The organism is Streptomyces kanamyceticus, assembly GCF_008704495.1.
GTDB classification, from domain to species: Bacteria; Actinomycetota; Actinomycetes; order Streptomycetales; family Streptomycetaceae; genus Streptomyces; species Streptomyces kanamyceticus.
In genome coordinates this window covers 159,610-180,895 of record NZ_CP023699.1, presented here as the reverse complement: position 1 = coordinate 180,895, position 21,286 = coordinate 159,610, and the positions used below count along the sequence as shown (strand labels likewise).

24 protein-coding genes and 2 pseudogenes are annotated in these 21,286 nt (G+C 72.3%); 12 read left to right on the top strand and 14 right to left on the bottom strand.

Annotated features, from left to right (window positions below):
- Nucleotides 1-150 precede the first annotated feature (150 nt).
- Nucleotides 151-660: a GtrA domain-containing protein gene (locus CP970_RS00600; RefSeq protein WP_055544192.1), complete on the top strand. Its 510-nt coding sequence runs from the start codon at nt 151-153 to the stop codon at nt 658-660.
- A gap of 33 nt (nt 661-693) precedes the next feature.
- Here the strand turns inward: CP970_RS00600 and CP970_RS00595 are convergent, their stop codons facing one another.
- Nucleotides 694-2,043 (bottom strand): (2,3-dihydroxybenzoyl)adenylate synthase, encoded by a 1,350-nt coding sequence (locus tag CP970_RS00595; protein ID WP_055544146.1) that lies wholly within the window; start codon nt 2,041-2,043, stop codon nt 694-696.
- A gap of 219 nt (nt 2,044-2,262) precedes the next feature.
- On the opposite strand from CP970_RS00595, the gene CP970_RS00590 reads away from it, so the two are divergent.
- Nucleotides 2,263-2,724, top strand: coding sequence for a GNAT family N-acetyltransferase (locus tag CP970_RS00590; protein WP_398656866.1), 462 nt, complete (start codon nt 2,263-2,265; stop codon nt 2,722-2,724).
- Between the two features lie 20 nt (nt 2,725-2,744).
- Here CP970_RS00590 and CP970_RS00585 read toward each other — a convergent pair whose 3' ends face one another.
- Nucleotides 2,745-4,310 (bottom strand): sigma factor, encoded by a 1,566-nt coding sequence (locus CP970_RS00585; RefSeq protein WP_055544148.1) that lies wholly within the window; start codon nt 4,308-4,310, stop codon nt 2,745-2,747.
- A gap of 215 nt (nt 4,311-4,525) precedes the next feature.
- On the opposite strand from CP970_RS00585, the gene CP970_RS00580 reads away from it, so the two are divergent.
- Together CP970_RS00580 and CP970_RS00575 are read left to right on the top strand one after the other, a co-directional pair.
- The gene (locus tag CP970_RS00580) at nt 4,526-4,939 is read left to right on the top strand and encodes an SsgA family sporulation/cell division regulator (RefSeq protein ID WP_055544149.1); all 414 of its coding nucleotides are present in this window, start codon (nt 4,526-4,528) and stop codon (nt 4,937-4,939) included.
- Between the two features lie 80 nt (nt 4,940-5,019).
- On the top strand, nt 5,020-5,751 hold the full coding sequence (locus CP970_RS00575) for a siderophore-interacting protein (protein WP_055544150.1): 732 nt from the start codon (nt 5,020-5,022) through the stop codon (nt 5,749-5,751).
- 30 nt (nt 5,752-5,781) lie between these two features.
- Here CP970_RS00575 and CP970_RS00570 read toward each other — a convergent pair whose 3' ends face one another.
- The 5 genes and pseudogenes from CP970_RS00570 to CP970_RS00550 form a co-directional block, all read right to left on the bottom strand.
- On the bottom strand, nt 5,782-6,795 hold the full coding sequence (locus CP970_RS00570; protein WP_055544151.1) for a Gfo/Idh/MocA family oxidoreductase: 1,014 nt from the start codon (nt 6,793-6,795) through the stop codon (nt 5,782-5,784).
- Between the two features lie 19 nt (nt 6,796-6,814).
- A complete protein-coding gene (locus tag CP970_RS00565) occupies nt 6,815-8,032 on the bottom strand; it encodes a D-alanyl-D-alanine carboxypeptidase family protein (protein ID WP_055544152.1) in 1,218 nt (405 codons plus the stop codon).
- 106 nt (nt 8,033-8,138) lie between these two features.
- Nucleotides 8,139-8,627 (bottom strand): glutathione peroxidase, encoded by a 489-nt coding sequence (locus CP970_RS00560; protein ID WP_055544153.1) that lies wholly within the window; start codon nt 8,625-8,627, stop codon nt 8,139-8,141.
- Between the two features lie 243 nt (nt 8,628-8,870).
- Nucleotides 8,871-9,374: pseudogene (locus CP970_RS45690) on the bottom strand (ABC transporter permease); the annotation flags it as partial.
- A 137-nt stretch (nt 9,375-9,511) separates the two neighbouring features.
- Entirely contained in the window at nt 9,512-10,360 is an 849-nt protein-coding gene (locus CP970_RS00550) for an ABC transporter ATP-binding protein (RefSeq protein ID WP_206188612.1), read from the bottom strand.
- Between the two features lie 296 nt (nt 10,361-10,656).
- Here CP970_RS00550 and CP970_RS00545 point away from each other — a divergent pair, with 296 nt between their 5' ends.
- Both CP970_RS00545 and CP970_RS00540 read left to right on the top strand, forming a co-directional pair.
- Nucleotides 10,657-11,592, top strand: a complete 936-nt coding sequence (locus CP970_RS00545) for a GbsR/MarR family transcriptional regulator (protein ID WP_055544155.1) — start codon at nt 10,657-10,659, stop codon at nt 11,590-11,592.
- A gap of 64 nt (nt 11,593-11,656) precedes the next feature.
- Entirely contained in the window at nt 11,657-12,103 is a 447-nt protein-coding gene (locus CP970_RS00540; RefSeq protein ID WP_055544156.1) for a nuclear transport factor 2 family protein, read from the top strand.
- Nucleotides 12,104-12,125: 22 nt separating this feature from the next.
- Here the strand turns inward: CP970_RS00540 and CP970_RS00535 are convergent, their stop codons facing one another.
- Together CP970_RS00535 and CP970_RS00530 are read right to left on the bottom strand one after the other, a co-directional pair.
- Nucleotides 12,126-13,106: an FAD-dependent monooxygenase gene (locus CP970_RS00535; RefSeq protein WP_150492830.1), complete on the bottom strand. Its 981-nt coding sequence runs from the start codon at nt 13,104-13,106 to the stop codon at nt 12,126-12,128.
- A complete protein-coding gene (locus CP970_RS00530; protein ID WP_150492828.1) occupies nt 13,004-13,357 on the bottom strand; it encodes a Rossmann-fold NAD(P)-binding domain-containing protein in 354 nt (117 codons plus the stop codon). The genes CP970_RS00535 and CP970_RS00530 overlap by 103 nt, the downstream gene beginning before the upstream one ends.
- Before the next feature lie 120 nt (nt 13,358-13,477).
- Between CP970_RS00530 and CP970_RS00525 the strand changes: the two genes are divergently transcribed.
- On the top strand, nt 13,478-14,062 hold the full coding sequence (locus CP970_RS00525) for a TetR-like C-terminal domain-containing protein (RefSeq protein ID WP_063805994.1): 585 nt from the start codon (nt 13,478-13,480) through the stop codon (nt 14,060-14,062).
- A 1-nt stretch (nt 14,063) separates the two neighbouring features.
- On the opposite strand, the gene CP970_RS00520 is transcribed toward CP970_RS00525, so the two are convergent.
- Nucleotides 14,064-14,858, bottom strand: a complete 795-nt coding sequence (locus CP970_RS00520) for an ABC transporter permease (protein WP_055544159.1) — start codon at nt 14,856-14,858, stop codon at nt 14,064-14,066.
- Between the two features lie 135 nt (nt 14,859-14,993).
- On the opposite strand from CP970_RS00520, the gene CP970_RS00515 reads away from it, so the two are divergent.
- From CP970_RS00515 to CP970_RS00505, 3 genes are all read left to right on the top strand, one after another.
- A complete protein-coding gene (locus tag CP970_RS00515) occupies nt 14,994-16,079 on the top strand; it encodes an S-(hydroxymethyl)mycothiol dehydrogenase (RefSeq protein ID WP_055544160.1) in 1,086 nt (361 codons plus the stop codon).
- Nucleotides 16,079-16,735: an MBL fold metallo-hydrolase gene (locus CP970_RS00510; protein ID WP_055544161.1), complete on the top strand. Its 657-nt coding sequence runs from the start codon at nt 16,079-16,081 to the stop codon at nt 16,733-16,735. Before CP970_RS00515 ends, CP970_RS00510 begins: the two co-directional genes overlap by 1 nt.
- A gap of 139 nt (nt 16,736-16,874) precedes the next feature.
- Nucleotides 16,875-17,585, top strand: a complete 711-nt coding sequence (locus CP970_RS00505) for a DUF2470 domain-containing protein (RefSeq protein WP_055544162.1) — start codon at nt 16,875-16,877, stop codon at nt 17,583-17,585.
- On the opposite strand, the gene CP970_RS00500 is transcribed toward CP970_RS00505, so the two are convergent.
- The 3 genes from CP970_RS00500 to CP970_RS00490 all read right to left on the bottom strand — a co-directional run bounded on the left by CP970_RS00500 (nt 17,550) and on the right by CP970_RS00490 (nt 19,695).
- On the bottom strand, nt 17,550-17,837 hold the full coding sequence (locus CP970_RS00500) for a DUF1232 domain-containing protein (RefSeq protein ID WP_055544163.1): 288 nt from the start codon (nt 17,835-17,837) through the stop codon (nt 17,550-17,552). The two genes, CP970_RS00505 and CP970_RS00500, sit on opposite strands and share 36 nt — an antisense overlap.
- A gap of 25 nt (nt 17,838-17,862) precedes the next feature.
- The gene (locus CP970_RS00495) at nt 17,863-18,375 is read right to left on the bottom strand and encodes a MepB family protein (protein WP_055544164.1); all 513 of its coding nucleotides are present in this window, start codon (nt 18,373-18,375) and stop codon (nt 17,863-17,865) included.
- Between the two features lie 93 nt (nt 18,376-18,468).
- Nucleotides 18,469-19,695 (bottom strand): lactonase family protein, encoded by a 1,227-nt coding sequence (locus CP970_RS00490; protein WP_055544165.1) that lies wholly within the window; start codon nt 19,693-19,695, stop codon nt 18,469-18,471.
- A gap of 248 nt (nt 19,696-19,943) precedes the next feature.
- On the opposite strand from CP970_RS00490, the gene CP970_RS00485 reads away from it, so the two are divergent.
- Nucleotides 19,944-20,651 carry a TNT domain-containing protein gene (locus CP970_RS00485; protein WP_224058118.1) on the top strand — a complete coding sequence of 236 codons (708 nt, stop codon included), beginning with the start codon at nt 19,944-19,946 and terminating at the stop codon, nt 20,649-20,651.
- Between the two features lie 26 nt (nt 20,652-20,677).
- A pseudogene (locus CP970_RS44600) lies at nt 20,678-20,910 on the top strand (hypothetical protein).
- Between the two features lie 11 nt (nt 20,911-20,921).
- Here the strand turns inward: CP970_RS44600 and CP970_RS00475 are convergent.
- On the bottom strand, nt 20,922-21,284 hold the full coding sequence (locus CP970_RS00475) for a DoxX family protein (protein ID WP_055544167.1): 363 nt from the start codon (nt 21,282-21,284) through the stop codon (nt 20,922-20,924).
- Nucleotides 21,285-21,286: the final 2 nt, after the last annotated feature.

Sequence of the window (21,286 nt, the reverse complement as noted above, 5' to 3'; positions counted from 1 at the left end):
GGTGACGTTGCGCCATCGGGCGTGAAGTTGGCACCGTAAATGGCTCCACAGTGGCACCACTGATGTGCCATGATGATGCGCATGCAGCGCACCCCGGCCGTATCGGTCGGGGTGCGCGTTTCGCGGGGCGAGTCATCAAAGGGGCGGATCATGGAGACAGCAGAGAGTCGGCAGCAGGCGGCACCCGGCGCCTTCGTCGCGTTCGCCCGCTTCGTGCTCTGCGGCGGCGGCGTGGGCCTCGCCTCCAGCTTCGCCGTGGCGGGCCTCGCCTCCTGGCTTCCCTGGGCCCTCGCCAACGCCCTGATCACCGTGGTCTCCACGCTCCTCGCCACCGAACTGCACGCCCGCTTCACCTTCGGCAAGGGCGGGCGCGCGACCTTGCGCCAGCATGGGCAGTCGGCCGGGTCGGCGGCCGCCGCGTACGTGGTCACCTGCGTGGCGATGCTGGTGCTGCAGCAGCTGGTGACGTCGCCCGGTGCGGTGCTCGAACAGGTCGTCTACCTTTCGGCCTCCGCACTCGCCGGTGTCGCGCGGTTCGCGGTGCTGCGCCTCGTCGTCTTCGCGCGGAACCGTGCGCAGGGCGCGGCCACCGTCCGCACCGCGACCGTGGCCCGCGCCGCGATCCAGGCCGACCCCGCGAAGCTCTGCCCCGCGGCCTGACCCGAGAGGCCGGTCCCGGCCACCCCACAGTCCTCAGACCGTGCCGGTGAGGCGGCCCGTCACCACCAAGTTGCCGTCCCGGGTGCGGCGCGCGAGTCGGCCGGTGCGGAAGAACCCGTCGGGGGTGAAGACGCTCGCGTTGTGGTCGGGCGCCCGGTAGTAGCCGCGCGGGGTGTACGGGCCACGGGCCAGGAGTTCGCCGGACTCCCCGTCGGGCACGTTCTCGCCGTCCGCGTCGACCAGGCGGATCTCGTCGTCGGGCGACAGCGGGCGCCCCTGTGTGGCGAGGACGGTCTCGACCGGATCGGTGGGACGGGTGAGCGTGAGCGGCCCCTCGGGCATGGCGAACACCTGCTGCGGACGGCAGCCCCACTCGGGTTCCATCCGCTCGGCGGTCGTACGCGGCAAGGCTCCGCCACCGATCTGCACCAGCCGCAGACTGCTCAAGTCGGCCCGGGCCGCGGGAAGTCCGTCGAGCCAGCGCTCCGCGTCGGCGGGCGTCACCGAGGTGATGGTGACCTGCCGCTGTTCGATGACCGGCAGGCAGCGGGCGGGGTCGGTGTTCTCGACCAGAACGACGGTGCCTCCCACCGAGAGGGTGCCGACGATGCCCGGGCAGCCGAAGGCGAAGTTCGACTCGGCGGGCAGCGCGGCGAGGTACACGTCGTCCCCGGTGAGCGACACCAGCTCGGCGGCGGCCCGCGCCTGGTAGGCGTAGTCGTTGTGGGTACGCGGAACCAGCCTGGGTTCCGTGCTGGTGACCCCGTCGGCGAGGAGGAAGAACGCCACCTCGTCGGCGCTCCGCGCGACCGCACGGTCGGGCGGGGCGTCGATGGTGGACAGCGGGAAGTAGTGGCAGCTCGACGCGTCGGCCGTCATGCCGCCGTGCGGGGACGAGGTGCCCGGCGCCTCATAGGTGAACACCCGTCGCAGGAAAGGCCCTTCGGCCGCGATGTCCGCGGCCATCGCCGTGTGGTCGAAGCCCTGGTACGTCGAGGGGCCGACGTAGCCGACGGCCTGGGTGATCCGCACGAGCGGGGACACCTCGGACGGGCGGTGCGACACCGGACAGAACACGGGAATCGCGCCGACGCGCATCAGCGCGAAGACGGTGACGACGTACTCGGGGACGTTCGGCAGCTGGACGACGACCCGCTGCCCGGGCCGGAGCCCGCGCAGCCGGAATCCGGCCGCCGTGCGGTCCACCCGCCGGTTCAGGTTCGCGTACGTGAGACGGGTTTCGCCGTGCGCGAGCGCGGTCCGCGGACCGTACTCAAGGGCCCAGCCGCGCAGCAGGTTGTCCAGCGTGTTGCCGCACCAGTGCCCGACCGTCCAGTAGCGGTCGACGAACTCCTCGGGCCAGGGCGTGCAGCCGTCGAGCATGAGTGTCCTTCGCTTGCCGCCGTGTTGACTCCGGCAACCCAATCCGCCCGTGCCCTCGCTCCGCAATGCGCGTTCCGAACCATGGCAGCGGACCCGAATCGGCGGAAACTCCAAACCCGTTACTAGGCTGCTGCCGTGAACGACACCACTGCGAACGACACCACGCGGCACGTACGGATCCGCCCGGGAACCCTCGCCGACGCACCGGCCGTCCTCGGCATGCTCGACGCCGCTGTGGTCTGGATGAACGCACGCGGCAACACCGAACAGTGGGGTACGACCGCGTATTCGCGTCAGCCGGGCGGCGCGGACCGCGTCGAGCGGTACCTCACCGAGAACACGCCGTACATAGCGGAGTGGGACGGCGCCCCTGTCGGGGCGCTGGTGCTGGATTCCGGCCCCAGCGCGCAGCTGCCGATCCCGCCCGCGGGAGAACCCGAGCTGTACGTCCGGCTGCTGATCTCCGACCGGCGCCGCGCGGGCCTCGGGATCGGGGCGGCGCTCCTGGCCCACGCCGAGGAGGAGACCCGGCGGGCCGGTGTGGCACTGCTTCGGCTCGACTGCTGGGCGGGCGGCGGGGGCGAACTCGTCGCGTACTACGAGCGCAACGGATTCACCCCCACCGACCGCTTCCTGTCGGAGCGCTGGCCGGGCCAGGTCCTTGCCAAGCGAATCGCCTGACGGGCGGAGATCCGCACGTCCTAGGGACGGTGGCAGATGTGGATCGGCCCGATCCAGGGCTCGCAGACCGGTGGCTCGGGCGTGGGGTCCACGGGAGTCGGATCCGGTGTCGTTGGTGTTGGTGTTGGTGTCGGCGTAGGAGTCGGCGCCGGATCCGTAGGCGCGGGCGACGGTGTCTCGACCGGTGGGGTGGCGGGGGCCTGCGTCGCGGGTTCCTGAGTGGCCGGATCCTGCGTCGGCGGGGAAGCAGGGGGAGGCACGGGCCGCTGAGGCTGCTGCGGCGTCTCGGCAGGCTTCGCCGCCTCTGAGCGCTGCGGGGACGGCTCCGCGGGCTGCGGCGCGGACGGCCGCTCGGGCGCGGTATCCGGTTTGGGAGCACTGTCCGGCTTCGGGACACCCTCCTGCTTCGGCTTCGGTTTCGCCTGCTCAGGAGCCTGCTGCCACGGCGGCGCAGGCGGTTGCGGCACCCCGCTCACCGCCGTGACGACCCGCTGCCGCGGCACCGAGGGCTCGTCGGATCCCGCGAGGACGAGCCCCGCGGCGACGGCGGCCCCGGCCACCGTCGTGGCGACCGCTCCCACCGCCACGGCGGACATCTTGCCGCCGCCGGTGAGGACGTGCCGTATGCCGTGGAGCAGACCACCACCGTGGCCTGCCGCGGCACCCGCCGCGGAGCCCGCGGCGAGCGGCAGCAGGAACTTGCCCGAGCCGCCCAGGACGAAGATGAGGAGGGCGGGCCCCGCGAGCGCGGGCAGCCGGGTGTTGGCGCGGGTCAGCAGCGCGAGCCGGGTGCGGCAGTCCGCGCAGTCGTCGAGGTGGGCGAGCAGCCGCTCCGACTGCCGGGGCGATGCCTCGCCGCGGATGTGTCCCGGCATGCGGTCCCAGTGCGTCTCGCACGCGGGATTCTCGGGTGTGCCGGGGTGGGCGCGCAGGAACGCCTGCCGCATGCCCTCGCGAGCCCGGTGCAGCAGCACGGCCGTGGCGCCGCGCCCGGCGCCGATACGGTGCCCGATCGCATCGAGCGGCTGCCCCTCGGCCTCGGCGAGCCACAACGCCTTGACCCACCGCTCGGGCAGCTGCCCGAGCACGCGCGTGAGGAGGTCGACGGAGGAGACGCGGGCCGCGGGATCCTGCTCCGCGACTCCCGCGCCGAGTGCGCCGAGCGCGCCGAACGGCGAGTCCACGGCGCCCGTGATCCCGACGGACTCGGGGGCCTGCGGATCGAGCGGCGTCTCGCGCGCCGCCGCTCCCCGCCCCACCGTGGCGGCGAGGTGGCGCACCGTCGTCATCAGATACGCCGGTACGTTCTCGATCTCGTGCCCTGCGGACAGTCGCCGCCACACCCGGAAGTGCGCCTCGGCGACGAGGTCGTCGGCGACCCAGGAGTTGCCGGTGAGAGCGCGCGCGTAGGCGACGAGGCGAGGCTGCTGTTCCTCGAAGACGCGTGTGTACCGCGCTGTGGCGGGCACCTGGACGGGCGCGACGGCCGGTTCGGACGCGAAGGGCGCCGTGTCGGCGGCGGACCCGGTGGTTCCGGTGGTTCCGGCGGATATGCCGGAGGGGACGTCGGCAGGGACGTCGGTCATGACAGGACACTCTCCCGTTCCCGCTGCGGGGGGTTCGGACGAGTTCGAAACTCTAGGCGAGAAATGTCGGACTTATGGAGACGAGTGGCGCAGGTCACATGGATCTCTCGGTGTGTTGCCGTAATGACCCGGCTGGTCGCGGGGTCTTCACAGTGCGAGGGTCCCGGCCGCGGCGGGGATCCCCGGAACCGGAACCGCAGAAGTGGAGCTCGATCATGGCCGTCACCCTCGAACAGCCCGCCCGCGCCCGCCTCATCACCCCCGAAGGCCGCGAGCGGGGCCTGCCCGTGCTCCTGCGCTACTCGGCGGCCGATCCGCTCGCCGTCCAGATGACCTTCCCCTCGCAGGCGGCGCTCGACGGTGTCGAGGTCACCTGGATCTTCGCGCGCCAGCTCCTGGAGGACGGCCTCACCGCCCCCGCGGGCGCCGGCGACGTGCACGTCTGGCCGTGCGGGAGAGCGCGCACGGTCCTGGAGTTCCATGCGCCACAGGGGCTCGCCCTGGTGCAGTTCGACAAGATCGCGCTGCGCCGATTCCTGACCCGGTCGTACGCCGTGGTGCCCGTGGGCGGTGAGGTGGCCGACCTCGATCTGGACCTCGGGCTCTCGAGGCTGCTCGGGGGTGTCTGAGCGGAGTCTTATTAGGTTAGGCTCACCTAAGACGATCAACTGGCGCATTGCCAGGGACGTGCTCAGGGGAGGGGTGTCCGGTGGGGCATGGCTGGGAAGGCGTGGTCCTCAAGCTGTTCCGCGGCAAGGACTTCGAGTTCACCGTGACGGCGACCGAGGAGGTCACCGAGCACTATCGCCGCGTCCACGTCACGGACGGCGGCATGCTCGCCCTGACCGGCGTGCACCCCACGATGTGGGTGCGCCTCTGGTTCGACGACGGGGGCAAGCCGCACCAGCGCGCCTACACCCTCGTCGACCCGGATCCGGAGGCGGGAACCTTCACCCTGGAGTTCGCGCTGCACGACGGCGCCGCCAGTGAGTGGGCCCGCGATGCCGCGCCCGGGGACACGATCGAGGCGACGGTCCAGGGCACCGGCTTCGAGCCGCCGGACCCGGCGCCCGCACGGCTCTTCGTCATCGGTGACCCCGCGGCGCTGCCAGCGGTCAAGTCCCTGCTGGCGGCGCTGCCCAAGACTCCCGCGACGATCTGGTTCGAGACGCGGCACGACGCCGACGGCGAGCTCGACCGCCTTGGCCTGTGCCTCGACGCGGGGCTGCACGAGCTGCGCACCGTCGAACGGCGCGCTTCTGGCGGGCACCTCGTCCAAGAGGTGAAGGCGGCCCTCCCCGAGCTGCTCGGCGACCCCGAGGACGCCTACGTATGGATCACCTGCGACACGAAGACGACCCGCGCCCTCGCCTCGTACGTCCGCAAGGAACTGTCCGTACCGAAGCACCACGTGCACGCGCTCGGCTACTGGCGCCCCTGACGCGGCGCCCCGCGAGCCACGCGGCGGCTCTCAGCCGTACAGCCCGGGCCGCTCGGCCAGCTCCACCGTGACGCGCGAGCCCTCGCGCAGCGCGCGCACCCCGGCCTCGGCGACGGCGGCCGCCGCGTAACCGTCCCAGGCGCTCGGTCCCGCGGCGCCGCCGGAACGGGCCGCGGTCACCCAGGCCCGCACCTCACGGTCGTACGCGTCGGCGAACCGCACCAGATAGTCCTGGGCGACGTCCTGTCGCGCCTGGCCCGTGAAGTGGACGGCCATCGCGCGGTCGTCGCCCACCTGGGCGCTGCCGCGTTCGCAGACCGCCTCGCACCGCACCTCGTATCCGAAGCCGCAGTTGACGAAGATCTCCACGTCGACCAGCGCGCCGCCGGACGTCTCGAAGAGCACCAGCTGCGGGTCGAGCAGCCCCTGCGGGGCGTCGCCGGACGGCGTGGGGCGCAGCACCGTCACCGCGGTGATCTCCTGGCCGAGCAGCCAGCGGGCCGCGTCGATCTCGTGCGAAACGGAACTGCTGATCAGCATCTCCGAGGTGAAGTGCGGGGGAGAGGCGACGTTGCGGTGCCGGCAGTGCAGCATCAGGGGTCTGCCGAGGTGCCCGGAGTCGAGCAGCGACTTCAGGGCGGCGTACTCGGCGTCGTACCGGCGCATGAACCCCACCTGTATCAGGCGGCGCCCCAGCCTCGCCTCCGCCTCCACGACCCTGAACGAGGAGGCGGCATCGGGGGTGAGCGGCTTCTCGCAGAACACCGGGAGGCCGCGTGCGCAGGCCGCGAGCAGCACCTCCTCGTGCGCCGCCTCCGGGGAGGCCACCAGGGCCGCCCGCACACCGGGCGCGGCCAGCGCGGCGAGCGCGTCACCGTGCACGGACACCCCGGCACGGCCCGCCACGGCCGCCTCGGCCCGCGCCGTGTCGGGGTCGGCGACCGCCACCACGCGGGCCCCGCCCACCGTCGTACCGATCCTGCGCACGTGGTCGGCGCCCATGTGCCCCGCGCCGAGCACGGCCACCCCCAGCAGATCGCTCACGGTGCCCCCGCCCCCTCGCCTACTCGGCCAACTCCGCGCCCGCGTCCGCGCGTCGGGCCACCGTAGCCCGTCGCCGCACGGCCACCACGGCGCCCCCGAGCACGGCGAGCGCGCCCGCGCCGACCAGCAGTACCGCGGGCCAGTCGGAGTCCTCGTCCGGTGTGCCGACGACGGCCTGAGCGGCCTGAGCGGCAGTGGCGGCGTGCGCCGGTCCTGGGGCCGTGCCCGCCGTCTTGGCCGGTGGCAGCAGCGATCCCACGGGCCGTACGTGTCCGGCCGCCGCGAAGCCCCAGTCGAGCAGCGACCTGGCCTCCTCGTACACGGCGTATCCACCGCCCGCCTGAGGGTTCATCACCGTCACGACGAGAGTGCGGCCGTCGCGCCGGGCCGCACTGATCAGGGTGGAGCCCGCGTTGCTGGTGTAGCCGTTCTTCACGCCGAGCAGACCGGGGTAGGGCGCCACGCCGTCGGCACCGGTCAGCAGCCGGTTGGTGTTCTGGATGGGGTACGACCAGCCGCCCGCGGGGAAGGGGGCCACGCGGGTCGAGCAGTAGCGGGCGAACTCCGGATCCGCGAGCCCCGCCTTGCCGAACACCGCCAGGTCGTACGCGGATGAGACCTGCCCGGCCGCGTCGTAGCCGTCCGGCGACACCACGTGCGTGTCGTTCGCGCCGAGCTCGCGGGCCTTGGCGCGCATCTGCTCGACGCTCCGGTGCCAGCCGCCGTTGAGCCCGGCGAGGACGTGCACGGCGTCGTTGCCGGAGCTGAGGAAGACGCCCCGCCACAGATCGGCCACCCGGTAGCGGCGGCCGGGGGCGACGCCCACCATGCTGCTGCCCTCGCCGACCCGGTCCAGCTCGTGCTCGGTGACCAGGTGCTTCTCGTCGGCGTCCAGGCGGGGGAGCGCCGTGAGCGCGAAGAGGGACTTGAGCGTGGAGGCGGGCGGCAGCGGGCGGTGCGCGTTCCTGGCGGCGAGTACTTCTCCCGTGCGGGCGTCGGCCACCAGCCACGACAGCGCGGAGACGTTCGCCGGAACCGAGGGGGCGCCGGGGCCGGGCCGCACCTGGACACCGGGCCGGTCGAGGAGTGTGGACGAATACGCGGGAAGCGGCCGCGGCGGCGCCGGTTCGGCGGGAACCTCGGCCGCCGCGACCGGAGTCGACAGGAGGGCCAGAGCCCCGATCGCGAGGACCGCGGTGCGTACGGACGAGGAACGCGGAAGGTACCTGATGACCATTCAGCCACCGTAGGAGCGCGGTCCCGACTCCGCAGATCGGCTTGGCCCGGCTGGAGGTATCGCTCCGTCAGCCGGGCCCGCGCCCACGAGTCCGAACCCGGGGAGGTCAGGCCGGGAGGACCTTCTCGATCGCGGCGACGACCTCGGGGGCGTCCGGCTCGGTACGCGGCCCGAACCGGGCGACGACCTCGCCGGAGCCGTTGATCAGGAACTTTTCAAAGTTCCAACGTACGTCCCCGGTGTGCCCCTCCGCGTCCGCGGTGTCGACCAGACGCGTGTACAGCGGGTGCCTGCCGTCCCCGTTGACGTCGACCTTCTCGGTCATGGGGAAGGTCACGCCGTACGTCGCCGAGCAGAACTCGGCGATCTCCTCGGACGTGCCGGGCTCCTGCCCCATGAACTGGTTGCACGGCACGCCGAGGACACTGAAGCCGCGCGCCGCGTACTGCTCGTGCAGCCGCTCAAGACCGGCGTACTGCGGGGTGAGGCCGCACTTGGAGGCCACGTTGACGACGAGGACGGCCTTGCCGTCGAACTGGCGCAGATCGGCGGAGCCGCCCTGCAGAGCGCCGATTTCTTCTTCGTAGACAGACATGCGGGCGAGCCTACGCCCGCACGGGCGGGCGCCCTCAGCCCACCCGCCGCAGCGCCTTCTCGCGACGCTCGGCCACGCTCGACCCCGACTCGCGGCGGGCCGCCCGGCGCAGCACGAGCGGCGCGAGGACGAAGCCGAACACGACCCAGGCCCCAGCACGCCGACGGTCTCCAACTGCCGCCAGGATTCGCCGATCTCGACCGTGACCGCGCTGTCGGGGAGCAGCGCGGCCCGCATGCCCAGGCCGAGCCAGTAGATGGGGAAGACCTGCGCGACGGACTGCAGCCACTCGGGGAGCGCGGTGATCGGATAGAAAATGCCGGAGATCGCTATGAGGCCGAGCACCGGCAGCTGGATGATGCCCTGGGCGCGGGTACTGGTGAAGACCGAGCCGAGGACCGCGCCGAAGGGCAGTGTCGCCAGCATGCCGAGCACGAGCACCCAGGCCAGCGTCAGCCAGGAGCCCGCGTCGGCGACGGACAGTCCTTCGATGAGGAACAGCGCGGGCACCAGGAAGATCGCGAGGTCGGCGACGAGTCCGCAGGACACCGTGATGATCTTGCCGGTGAAGTACCCCCGCATGCCGTGCGGAGTCGCCTTGGCGCGCAGCAGGGTGCCGTCCTCGCGTTCGGCGGTGAGGACCTGGCTCATGCTGAGCATGCCCATGGCCGCGTTCATGCCCAGGATGCTCGGCAGGGCCAGGGTGCCGAGCAGGAGCCCCTGGGACCCGAAGGCCGAATCCCGCATGAAGTACATGACGGCCAGCATCAGGACGGGCCACAGGAAGTGGGAGAGCAGGTCCGCGCCGTTGGTGAAGGACTGGACCAGTTCGACCCGGCCGCGCGTCCAGCCCGCGCGCAGGGCCGTGGTGGTGGGGTTGGGGTTCATCGGACCGCTTCCGTCGTCTCGCGCACCCACGCCAGGTAGGTGTCCTCCAACGAGGCCCTGCGGACCTCCAGTTCGCTGATCGCGTCGCCGTGCTCCCGGAAGAGGCCGTGCGTGAAACGCGTCGAGTCGGTGGTCGACGTCTCGAAGCGCCGCCCGTCGCGCATCCAGCGCACCTCGTCCTCGCCCGCCATCCGGCGCGCGAGCTCCTCCGCCGAACCGTCAGCGACGATCCGGCCCGCCGCCAGGATCACGATGCGGTCGGCGAGCCTCTCGGCCTCGTGCAGATCGTGCGTGGTGAGCAGGACCGTGGTCGCGTGGACGTCGGCGAGGCCGCGTACGAGGCCGTGGAACTCACGGCGCGCGGCCGGATCGAAGCCCGCCGTGGGCTCGTCGAGGAAGAGCACCTCGGGACGGCCCACGATGCCGATCGCCACGTCCAGCCTGCGCCGTTGGCCGCCCGACAGGGTCTTGATCTTGCTGTCCGCGCGCGCGGACAGGCCGACCGCCTCGATCAGCTCGTCCGTCTCCCACGGCCTGCGGATCAGTTCCGTGGAGTACCCGGCGTAGTACGTACCGAGGTGCGCGAGCAGTTCGCGCACCCGCCACTTGCCGTGATCGCGCCAGGACTGCAGGACGACGCCGATCCGGGCCCGCCACCGTTCGTCACCGTGGGCGGGGTCCGTGCCGAGTACCTCGACGCGCCCCGCCGACCTCGTACGGAAGCCCTCCAGGATTTCGATGGTGGTGCTCTTGCCCGCTCCGTTCGGCCCGAGCAGCGCGACCACTTCACCGTGGCGGGCCCGGAACGTCACCTCGCGCAGCACGTCATGGGTGCCGTAGCGCATCCGCAGCCCTTCGACCATGAGCGCGGTCTCACCGCTCGTCGTCGTCACGTCGTTCGACTCCTTGTCGCAGTCCTTCACTTCGCGGTGAAAGCTACGTTGCGTTTTATGCGCCAGCAACGAGAAGAAGGCCCAATCTCCACTCTGTACAGGGCAATTAAGAGTTCTATTGCAATAGGCGTGACGGTAAATGCAATTCCGTGTCGATGACTGTTGCAATGTACTGACGGTGAACGCACACTTGCCGAGCCGGTCCGAGCGGGCCGCGACGGAGCCAGGGGCAAGGGAGGCGGTCACGGATGCCCGGAGGCAGGCTGACCCATGACGAGCGTCGGCGTATCGCGACGGGACTCGCCGACGGGCTCGGATACGCCGAGATCGCCCGGCACCTCGACCGGCCGACGTCGACCGTCAGCCGCGAGGTCGCCCGCAACGGCGGCTTCGGCGGCTACCGCGCGGACCACGCCCAGCACGCCACCGGACGCCGGGCCCGCCGGAGCGGCGGCACGGCCGCCTCGCGCCAGGAGTCCGCGGCCTTCGACCCGCACGGCCGTGACACCGAGGCCGTGCGCGCGTACGCCGAGGAGTTCGCGGCGCTGATGGTGCGGACGGGCCTTCCGCGCATGGCGGCCCGCGTCCTGGCCCGGCTCGTCACGACCGACTCCGGTGGTCTGACGGCGGCCGAACTGGTCGAGCGGCTCCGGGTCAGCCCCGCCTCCGTGTCCAAGGCGGTCGGGTACCTGGAGGGGCTCGAAGTGGTCCGGCGCGAGCGCGACGCGGGGCGGCGGCGCGAGCGGTACGTCATCGACGACGACGTCTGGCTGCGTGCCTGGCTGACCAGCGCCCGGACGAACGCGATGTGGGCGGAGACCGCCCGGCGCGGTGCCGAGATCCTCGACGCGGCCACCCCGGCGGGGGCCCGCCTCGACCAGATGCGCCGGTTCTTCACCGGGCTGAGCGACGACATGGCGGGCGGCACCACGGCGGAGGTCTTCGCCGACGTGCTGACCGTCCTCGCCGCGCTCGTGCAGGTGGGCGGGCCGCTCGCCGTGGACCGGTTGGCCGCCGCCCTCGACTGGCCGCGGGACCGCGTCGCCGACGCGCTGCGGGACGCCGAGCGGCACCCGGACATCGCGGGCCCCGTCGCCCTTGAGCGCGTCGCCCCGGACACGTACGCGGTCGTGGCCGCGGCGGACCGCCTCACACCCGAGCAGCGCGCGGCGCTCGGCCCGTAGCGGATTCCTGAACTCGCCCACGCGGACGGGCCGGTGGGGTGGGGACCGGCCTACGCTGCTCCTCATGTCTGGCCTGTCGCAGGACCCCACCCCGTACGCCCACCGGCATCCGCACATCGAGACCGCCGTCCGCTATCACGAGGCGGTGGCGCGCGGGGCCGTCGGCGATGAGCTGGCCCGGTTCTTCCACGCGGACCTGGTGCAGCAGGAATTTCCCAACGCGCTCTTCCCCGACGGCGTACGGCGTGATCTGACCGCCGTGCTCCAGAGCGCGGAGCGGGGGCAAGGGCTGCTCGCCGAGCAGCGGTTCGACGTGCTCAACGCGGTCGCCATGGGGGAGCAGGTGGCACTTGAGGTGACGTGGGAGGGGACCCTCGCCGTGCCGATGGGGGCCCTGCCCGTCGGCCATGTGCTGCGCGCCCACATCGCCGTCTTCCTCGAATTCCAGGACGGCAGGATCCGCGCCCAGCGCAATTACGACTGTTACGACCCACTGGACCGCGTGCGGTGAGGGCGCGGCGGCGCCGCGCCGGTCAGGTGCCGGGGCTCGGCAGGGGCGCTTCGGCGGGGGTGTCGGTGCGGCCGTGTTCGGAGGAGGCGAAGGCACGCCGGACGAGCGGGCGTGCGGCCTTGGACTGGAGTGCGCGCATCGCCAGCGCGTTGGCCCGGATGCCCAGCGCGGTCTTGGGGGCCATGGACGCGACCCGGCCGGGCGGGAGCTGCTGGGCCGAACGGACCCTCGGCCGCATCGCCCGCTCGAACGCGGTCAGCGCGGCGGGCACCCGGGTGGTGTCGCCGGGCGCGCCCTCGGCGCGCAGCGCGGCCGTCAACTCGGCGGCGCCGCGCAGGGCGAGGGCGGTACCGAGGCCGCTGAGCGGGCTCGCGCACCAGGCGCTGTCGCCGAGCAGGACGATCCGGCCGGTGTGCCAACGCGGCACGTGCACCTGGTCGAAGGTGTCCAGGGCGAAGTCGTCGGCCTGCCGGGCCGCGGCCAGGAATTCCGCGGCGCGCCAGCCGACATCGGCGAACGTCCGGTCCAGCAGGGCCAATTGGGCCGCGCGGTCGTGCCGCGAGGGCAGGGTGCCGGCGGCGAAGGTCAGGCCGACCTCCTGCTCTCCGGGGTGGCCGGGACGGGCCTCCACGCCGCGGCGGCCGGGTGCGTTGTGGGTCAGGAACCAGCCGTCCAGGGGCGGTGTCCCCGGCCGCTCGGTGAGGGTGAACCAGGCGTGCGCGAGGCCGAGTGGCTTGCGGTAGTCCTCCTCGGGGCCGAACCGCAGGGCGCGGACCCGTGAGTGCGCGCCGTCGGCGCCGACCACCAGGTCGAACTCCTCCCGCGTGCCGCTGCGGAAGCTGGCGAGCACTCCTGTGCCGCTGTCCTCCAGCGCTTCCACGGTCTCACTGAACCGGTGGGTCACGCCGGGCCCGGTCGCCTCGTGCAGGATCCGGGCGAGGTCGGTGCGCAGCAACTCCTCACGGGAGACGTAGCCGCGCCCGTCGAACGCCTCCACCGGCATCTCGGCCAGACGCCGCCCCGCGCGTCGATCCAGGCCGCGCCGCGCTGCGGGACCAGGCAGTCCAGGGCCTGCTGGAGCAGTCCGGCGCGCTCGAGGACCGCCCGGCTGTCGCCGCGCAGGTCGACGGTCTGACCGCCGCTGCGCAGGGCCGGTGCGATCTCCGCGACGGTGACCGTCCAGCCGTCCCTCTCCATGAGCAGCGCGAGTGTGTCCCCCGCGATTCCACCGCCGACGACGAGTGCGTGTGCCACGAGATCCTCCGGTTCGGCTTCGATCTCAGAGGCACCTCATCGCCTCTGATGCGAATGTTTCGCATTTAGGTTACGCACGTCGGCCGCGCTAATGCAAGAGTTTCGCGATAGGGTGAGGTGGTGACGCAAGCATCAGGGACAGCCCGCCCCGGCGGTCGCACCGCCCGCACCCGTGAGGCCGTGCGCGCGGCCACCCGCGAACTCCTTGCCGAATCCGCCGACGGCACGGTCGACATCGCGGAGGTATCGGCCCGCTCCGGCGTGCACATCGCCACCATCTACCGGCGCTGGCGCACCGCAGACGGCCTGATCATCGACGCGGTCGTGGACGAGCTGGGCAGCCGCTCACCGCTTCCCGCCACCGGTGACCTGCGGGCCGATCTGCACGCCTGGATCACCAACCTGCTCACCGATCTGACCAGGCCCGGCCATCTGGCCTTCTTCCGCGCCCTGCTCAGGGCCGGTGGCGACGAGCAGGACGGGCGGGGCTTCGCGGAGCCCCGGATCCAGCAGATCCAGGCCACCCTGGACGCCGCCGGTGCCACCGTGCTGACCTGGCTGGACATCTTCGAGCTCGTCCTGGCACCGGCCTACGTGCGTGCGCTCCTGACCATGCCGATGGATCCGTCGACCGAGGCCGAGCGCCTGGTCGACAACGTGCTGGCCGTCCGGTCGGCGCGTGAGCGCGCGGCGGCGTCGTCCTAGGTCACGCTGTCAGACGGTCCGGTTCTGCCCGGTGCAGCCGTCCCCGCGCGATGAGCTCCACCGTCACTGCCACCGACACCACCTGGACCGCCATCAGCGCGATCAGCACGAAGAGCTGCACCGCCCCGGCGAGCACGGGGGACGCGCCGCCCAGGAGCATGCCGACGAACGCGCCGGGGAGGGTGACCAGGCCCACCGTGCGGGTCTGGTCGAGGCCGGGCAGGAGGGCGTCGGACGCGGCCGGGCGGACCACTTCGAGGCGGGCGTCGCGGTCCAGGAGACCGAGGGCGAGACCTGCCTCGAACTCGCCGTTGCGGGTGCGCAGTTCATCGAGGGCGCGGCGGCCCGCGAGCACCGTCGCGGTGAGCGCGCCGCCGATCAGGATGCCGGTCACCGGCACCATGGCGATGCCCCGTACGGGGAGCAGCCCCGCCAGGGTCAGGCCGGTCACCACCGGTACGACGGGTCCTGCGATCGGCACGGCCGCCCACCACCAGGTGCGGTTCGGCGTGACGCGGCGGCCCGCGGTGCGGGTGGCCACGGCGAGCATGAGCAGGAGGAAGGCGTACAGGGCCGCCGTGTGGTGCACCACCCAGCCGATGACCAGCGAGACGGCCGCCAGCTGGGCCGTCGCCCGTACCCCGGCGACGAGGATCTCCCTGGCGCGTTCGCGCGAGCCGTCGGGGGAGAGCCGGAACAGGGCCGCGGTCGCCGCGGCGGCGAGCAGCAGGAGGAGCAGGGCGACGGCGAGTGCCGCGTCGACCGGCAGGAGGGCCTGGGCAGCTAGATCACGCACGCGCTCACCCTAGGACGCGGCCGGGGAGCGTGGTCACGGCGCGCGGCCGCGCGTTCGTGCACCGCTGCGGACACCCGCCGCCCGACCTGTAACGATGGGGCCGGTAAGACATGCGGAGAAAGAAGGGCTGAAGTCATGGCGCAGCAGGTGCAGGGCGTGATCGCGCGCGCGAAGGGCGAGCCGGTACGGATCGAGACGATCACGGTGCCGGACCCGGGCCCCGGGGAAGCCGTGGTGAAGATCCAGGCGTGCGGGGTCTGTCACACCGACCTGCACTACCGGGAGGGCGGGATCAACGACGAGTTCCCGTTCCTGCTCGGGCACGAGGCGGCGGGCGTCGTCGAGTCGGTGGGCGAGGGCGTCACCGAGGTCGCCCCCGGTGACTACGTGATCCTCAACTGGCGCGCGGTGTGCGGCCAGTGCCGCGCCTGTCTGCGCGGCCGCCCCCAGTACTGCTTCGACACGCACAACGCGAAGCAGAAGATGACCCTCGCGGACGGCACCGAGCTGTCGCCCGCGCTCGGCATCGGGGCCTTCGCCGAGAAGACCCTGGTCGCCGCGGGACAGTGCACCAAGGTCGACCCGGCCGCCTCGCCTGCCGCCGCCGGCCTCCTCGGCTGCGGCGTGATGGCGGGCATCGGCGCCGCCATCAACACCGGCAACGTAGGTCGGGGCGACTCGGTCGCCGTCATCGGCTGCGGCGGCGTGGGCAACGCCGCGGTGGTGGGCGCGCGCCTGGCCGGTGCCGCGAAGATCATCGCCGTGGACATCGACGACAAGAAGCTCCGGACGGCGAAGGAGCTGGGTGCCACACACACCGTCAACTCCCGCTCCGCCGATCCCGTCGAGGCCATCCGCGAGCTGACCGGTGGCAACGGCGCCGATGTCGTCATCGAGGCGGTCGGCCGTCCGGAGACGTACGAGCAGGCCTTCTACGCCCGGGACCTGGCGGGCACGGTCGTCCTGGTGGGCGTCCCGACCCCGGAGATGAAGATCGAGCTGCCGCTCCTCGACGTCTTCGGGCGCGGCGGTGCGCTGAAGTCGAGCTGGTACGGGGACTGCCTGCCCTCGCGCGACTTCCCGATGCTCATCGACCTCTACCAGCAGGGCCGCCTCGACCTGGACGCGTTCGTCACCGAGACGATCGCCCTGGAGGATGTGGAGAAGGCCTTCGAGCGGATGCACCACGGCGACGTCCTGCGTTCGGTGGTGATCTTCTGATGGCGGCCGAAGCTGCTGCGGGCGCGTCCGGCGCGCGCGTCGACCACCTCGTCACGTCGGGGACGTTCTCCCTCGACGGCGGCACCTGGGAGGTCGACAACAACGTATGGATCGTCGGCGACGACAGCGAGGCGATCGTCATCGACGCCGCGCACGACGCGGACGCCATCGCCGCGGCGGTGGGAGAGCGCACGCTCGTCGCCATCGTCTGCACGCACGCCCACGACGACCACATCGACGCGGCCCCCGCGCTCGCCGCCCGCACCGGCGCGCCGATCCTGCTGCATCCCGCCGACACCGAGCTGTGGAAGCGGACCCACCCCGACCGCGCCCCCGACGGCGAGCTCGCCGACGGACAGGAACTGACCGTCGCGGGCACCACCTTGAAGGTGCTGCACACGCCGGGCCACTGTCACGGCGCGGTCAGCCTGCACGCCCCCGCCCTCGGCACCGTCTTCACCGGCGACACGCTCTTCGCGGGCGGCCCCGGCGCGACGGGCCGCTCCTTCAGTGACTTCCCGACGATCGTGGAGTCCATCAAGGACCGGCTGCTCACGCTGGAGCCCGGGACGGTGGTGCGCACGGGGCACGGCGACAGCACGACGATCGGCGCGGAGGCGCCGCACCTGGAGGAGTGGATCGCCCGAGGGCACTGACCTCGCCGACGGACGCACTACGCGTCAACTGGCGTATGTGCCACGGCCCCGCGCGGTTCACCGCGCGGGGCTTCGGCGTACTGGCAGTGCCGCGCGATCTCCGATAAGTTAGGCAAGGCTTACCTAATGGAGGTTGAGGATGGGTGTCCGCCACAGCAGCACGACCGTGCCCACAGCGGCAGCACGCGCACGTTCCATGCTGGCCACCGCATGGTCCTGTGCCGTGACCACAGAGATCGGCAAGGACGAACTCGTCGGCGCGCACAGCGTCATGGACGACGGCAGGCTTCAGTTGCACCCGCCCGAGGACAGCGCGCTCGCCGCCGCCCTCATCTGCGCGCCGCACGGCGAACCTTCCACGCTCATCGAGTTCGCCGACGTCTCCCCGGTGCCGGTCAGGGACCGGATCCGCGCCCGGCTGTGGCTCTCCGGGGCGCTGACGCAGTGCGGGGACCACCTGATCTTCGATCCGGTCTGCGTCGTGCTGCACGACTCCACCGGACGCCTCGGCGTCGAACTGGACGAACTCGCCCTGACCGTGCCCGACCCGCTCGCCGAGGCGGAGGCGCGCCTGCTCACCCATCTCGCGGACGCCCACCCGGACGCCGTCGAACAGCTCACCCGCCTCGTCAGCCCCGAAAGCCTCCAGGGCGTCGTACGCGTACGCCCGCTCGCCATCGACCGGCACGGCATCACCCTGCGCCTCGAACGCGCCCGCAGCCAGGCCGATGTGCGCCTCGCGTTCCACCAGCCCGTGGACGACGTCGGTCAGGTCACGGACTGCATGCACGCCCTGCTGACGCGGGCCCGCCTCTCAGCCGTCCGGCGCGGACGCCCTGTCGGCGGCTGACCGCAGGGACCGCAGCGCCAGCAGGAGCACCCCGATGTCGTCGAGGAAGACGGGATCGGGCAGCAGGTCCGCGGGCAGTACGAGATAGGCGACCGCACCCCAGAACACCCACTGCCGCTCGACGGGAATCCCGGCGTCGCGCAGGAGGCGACGGGTGCGGACGAGACGGACGAGCAGCGTCACGGCCATCGCGAGCGTCGCGACCACGACGACGCCCGCGATGACCAGCAGAACGGTCATCTCCGTGCTCATGGCATTACCCCTCCTCGCGAGGCGGCTACGGGTGGTAGAGCTCCCGGGCGCGGGCGGAGTCGAAGGACCCGCCCCGGCCGATGTCCAGGAAGTGGCCGAGCTGCCACTCCTGCGCTCGTCCTGCCTGCCGGTTGGTGGTGGTCACCCAGGGCGGATAGACACGGAAGGCCCGCTTCCCGCCCGAACCGTTCACCGCGACGACCCCGTGCCTGCGGAGCGCGTCCATGGAGAACACGAACTGGCCGAAGTGCTGATCGTCACGCGCGCTGATGACGAAGAGGTCGACAGGGTCCTCGGCGTCGTAGGGCTCAATGGGTCCCCCGGGGGACCTCTTCCAAACGGTGACGAACTGGCCGACCTTGGTCGGTGTCGTCCTGGCCACGCGGAACCGCACGGAGAGACCGTCCAAGGTGAACGTGTGCGCGGCGTACTCGGCGCTCTCCGCCTCGGCGACCGGCTCCGAGCAGACGAACCCGCAGGGGTCGTAGACGAGAGCCTTCGCCGCGAGCAGGTCGTCGTGGGGCAAGTTCGTCGTCATTCGTCCACCCTGCCATGGGTGCGAGCCCGGAGCGGGGAACTGCGCGACCAGCCCCCCGGCCCGAGGGCGACACACCTCACGTCCCGCAGAGCGTCAGAGCGGCAACGCGCACACGGCGACAGGCGCGGCGAACGGGACGCCCGCGAGCCGGAGTTCGCCGCTGCGCCCGTCGACCTGGAAGACGCTCACCGAACTCGACTTCTGGTTCGCGGCGAACAGCAGCCGCTCGGACGGGGAGAAGGCGATCTGACGCGGGAAGTCGCCGCCGACGTCCACCGTGTCCAGGAGCCGCAGCCGGGCGCCGCCGCCCTCGACGGCGTACCGCGTGATGCTGTTGTGCCCGCGATTGGCGAGGAAGGCGAACCGCCCCTCGCGCGTCACCAGGATCTGCGCCGGATAGGAGGTGCCGTCGCCGGTGCCCGTCGGCTGGGGCTCGCCCGGTGTGAGGCGGCCGGTGGCGGGGTCGTAAGCGCAGACGACGACCGTGTTGTCCAGTTCGTCGGCCAGATACGCGAAGCGACCCTCGGGGTGGAAGGTGAGATGGCGCGGCCCCGCGCCGGGCCGCAGGCGCGCGTGCGACACCTCGCTGAGCCTGCCCGCCTCGAGGTCCAGGCGGTAGGTGTAGACGGTGTCGTTGCCGAGGTCGACGGCGAGGACGTGGCGGCCGTCCGGCGCCGTGACGATCTGATGGGCGTGCGGACCGTTCTGGCCGGGGCCGGGCTCAGGGGCGGAGTGCGTGACGAGGTCGGTGCGTTCGCCGAGCGCGCCCGACTGCTCCACCGGGTGGACGCTCACGCTGCCGGAGCCGTAGTTGGCGCTGAGCAGCCAGCGGCCGCCGGGGTGCACGGAGAGATGGCAGGGGGCCGCGCCGCCGGTCGCGCGGGTGTTGAGGACCGTGTGCGGCCCTTCCCCGTCGGCCGCGAGCGCCACCGCTGTCACGGTGCCCTTCTCCTGCTCGTTGACCGCGTACAGCGTCCGGCCCGAGGGGTGCAGTGCCAGATAGGAGGGGTCGGGCACGCCGGTCAGCGTCCCCGTGCCGGTGATCTGCCCCGTCGCGTCGTCGTACGTCGCCAGGCCGATCCCCTTTCCGCCGCCCGCCTGCGAGGTGTACGTCCCGAGGAGCAACTGCCGTGCGTCGCGCGGACGGCGCCGGGGCGAGGCGCTCGGGTCGCCGGGCTCCCGGTCCGGTAGCGCGGCCGCCGTGCAGGCTGCCGCCGTGGTCGTCGTGCCGGTCGCGGCCACCGCCGCGAGCGCTCCGATGAACCGCCGCCGACCCCAACCGCTCCCCGAGTCCCCGGCCGATCCTGCTCCGCTGCTCATGCCTGCACCTCGCGTGTCGGTGGTGACGGATGTGGCAGACACAGTGCCCCGTGCACGCCCGCGCGGACAAGCTCCGCGCGCGGCGTGTGCGCGCCAGGTCCGTGTCCCGGTCACCTGCCGGGAATCGGCCAACAAAGGCGCGAAACAAGGCGGATTGACCACGTAGCGCCACCACCCTTATACGGTGAGCGAGTGATCCGTGGTGATCACACGTACCAACACGACGCACCCGTATGAGGAGTTGACGAGTGGACCACAGCCGTGTGATCCGGATTCGCATCCGTACCGTCCTGGCCACGCTCGGGGTCGCGACCGCCGTGGCGGCCGCCCCCGCCGCGAGTGCCACGGCATCCGCCGCGCCCGCGCCCCCGGTGACGAGCGCCGCGGCGCACGAGCCGTGCACCGGCGAGTTATACGGGGACGCCCGGCTCGGCCCGGCCTGGCTGCCCAAGAAGTGGCAGCGCCCCGTCGGCCCGCTCCTGAAGAACTGGAAGCGGACCGGCAAGCTGTCGCCGCAGTCCTTCCTCAAGAAGTACTGGGAGGGCCCCGCGGACACCGGCACCTGGAAGTACCCGCCCAACGACGGCTTCGGCACGGTCAACGGCCACGTCGACAAGCACCCCGAGCGCCTGGACGAGGGCGAACGGCTCGACCGGTTCGGCTCGGAGTTCGGCTCCTTCCTGGCGCCCGCGGGTGACTCCTACGCGAAGCGCGCGCTGCCCCCGCAGAACCTCAACACCAGGGACGCCGCGTTCGCCTGCGACTACCGCGTCTACGAGGTCAACAAGCCCTTCGACGTCTGGCAGGGCAGCATCGCCCCCTGGTTCGAGCAGCCCGGCGGCGGCCAGCAGATCAAACTCGACCCGGTCTTCCTCGACCCGGGCGCGGGTCAGCGCCTCAACGTGAAGTGGCTCATCGACCACGACTACCTCCGGCCGGTCAACGTCAACGGCTAGCGGCGGCGGAGGAGGAACAGGCACCGGTGGACGTCCGAGAACTGCGGGCGGCCCTGCGCGCCGCGCACGTGGCCCACGGCTACTACTGGATCGAGGGCGTCCACGAACCGGTCCCCACACCCCGGACTTCTGGTACCTGCGCAGGGTGGAGGGCGGGGCGTGGGAGATCGGCGTGTTCGAACGGGGTGCGCACCATCCCGTCACGCGCCATACCGATGAGGCGACGGCCTGCGCGGACCTGCTGGGCCGACTGACCTGACGGTGGCCTGATCAGCACATGGCGATCCCGGCGGCCCAGCCGAGATATCCGGCGTTCACACAGAGGCGCGCCGTCACGCCCCACGGGGAGTCCAGAGGCCGCGTCGCGGACCGTGTGTGGCGGGCGGCGTCCAGGTGGGACACCTGGAAGGCGGCGATCAGTGCGGTCGCGGCCCAGCCGCCCGCCGTCCGCGTCGGCGGGACGAACAGGAGCGCCGCGACGGCCAGTTCGGCGACCGCGCCGGCGGCGACGATGATGGCGGGGGAGGGCAGCCAGGCGGGGACCAGGGTGCGGAAGTAGGCGGGGAAGACGAAGTGGGCGAGGGCCGTGCAGGACAGGAAGACGGCGAGGGCCGGTGCGGCGAAGGTGGGCATGG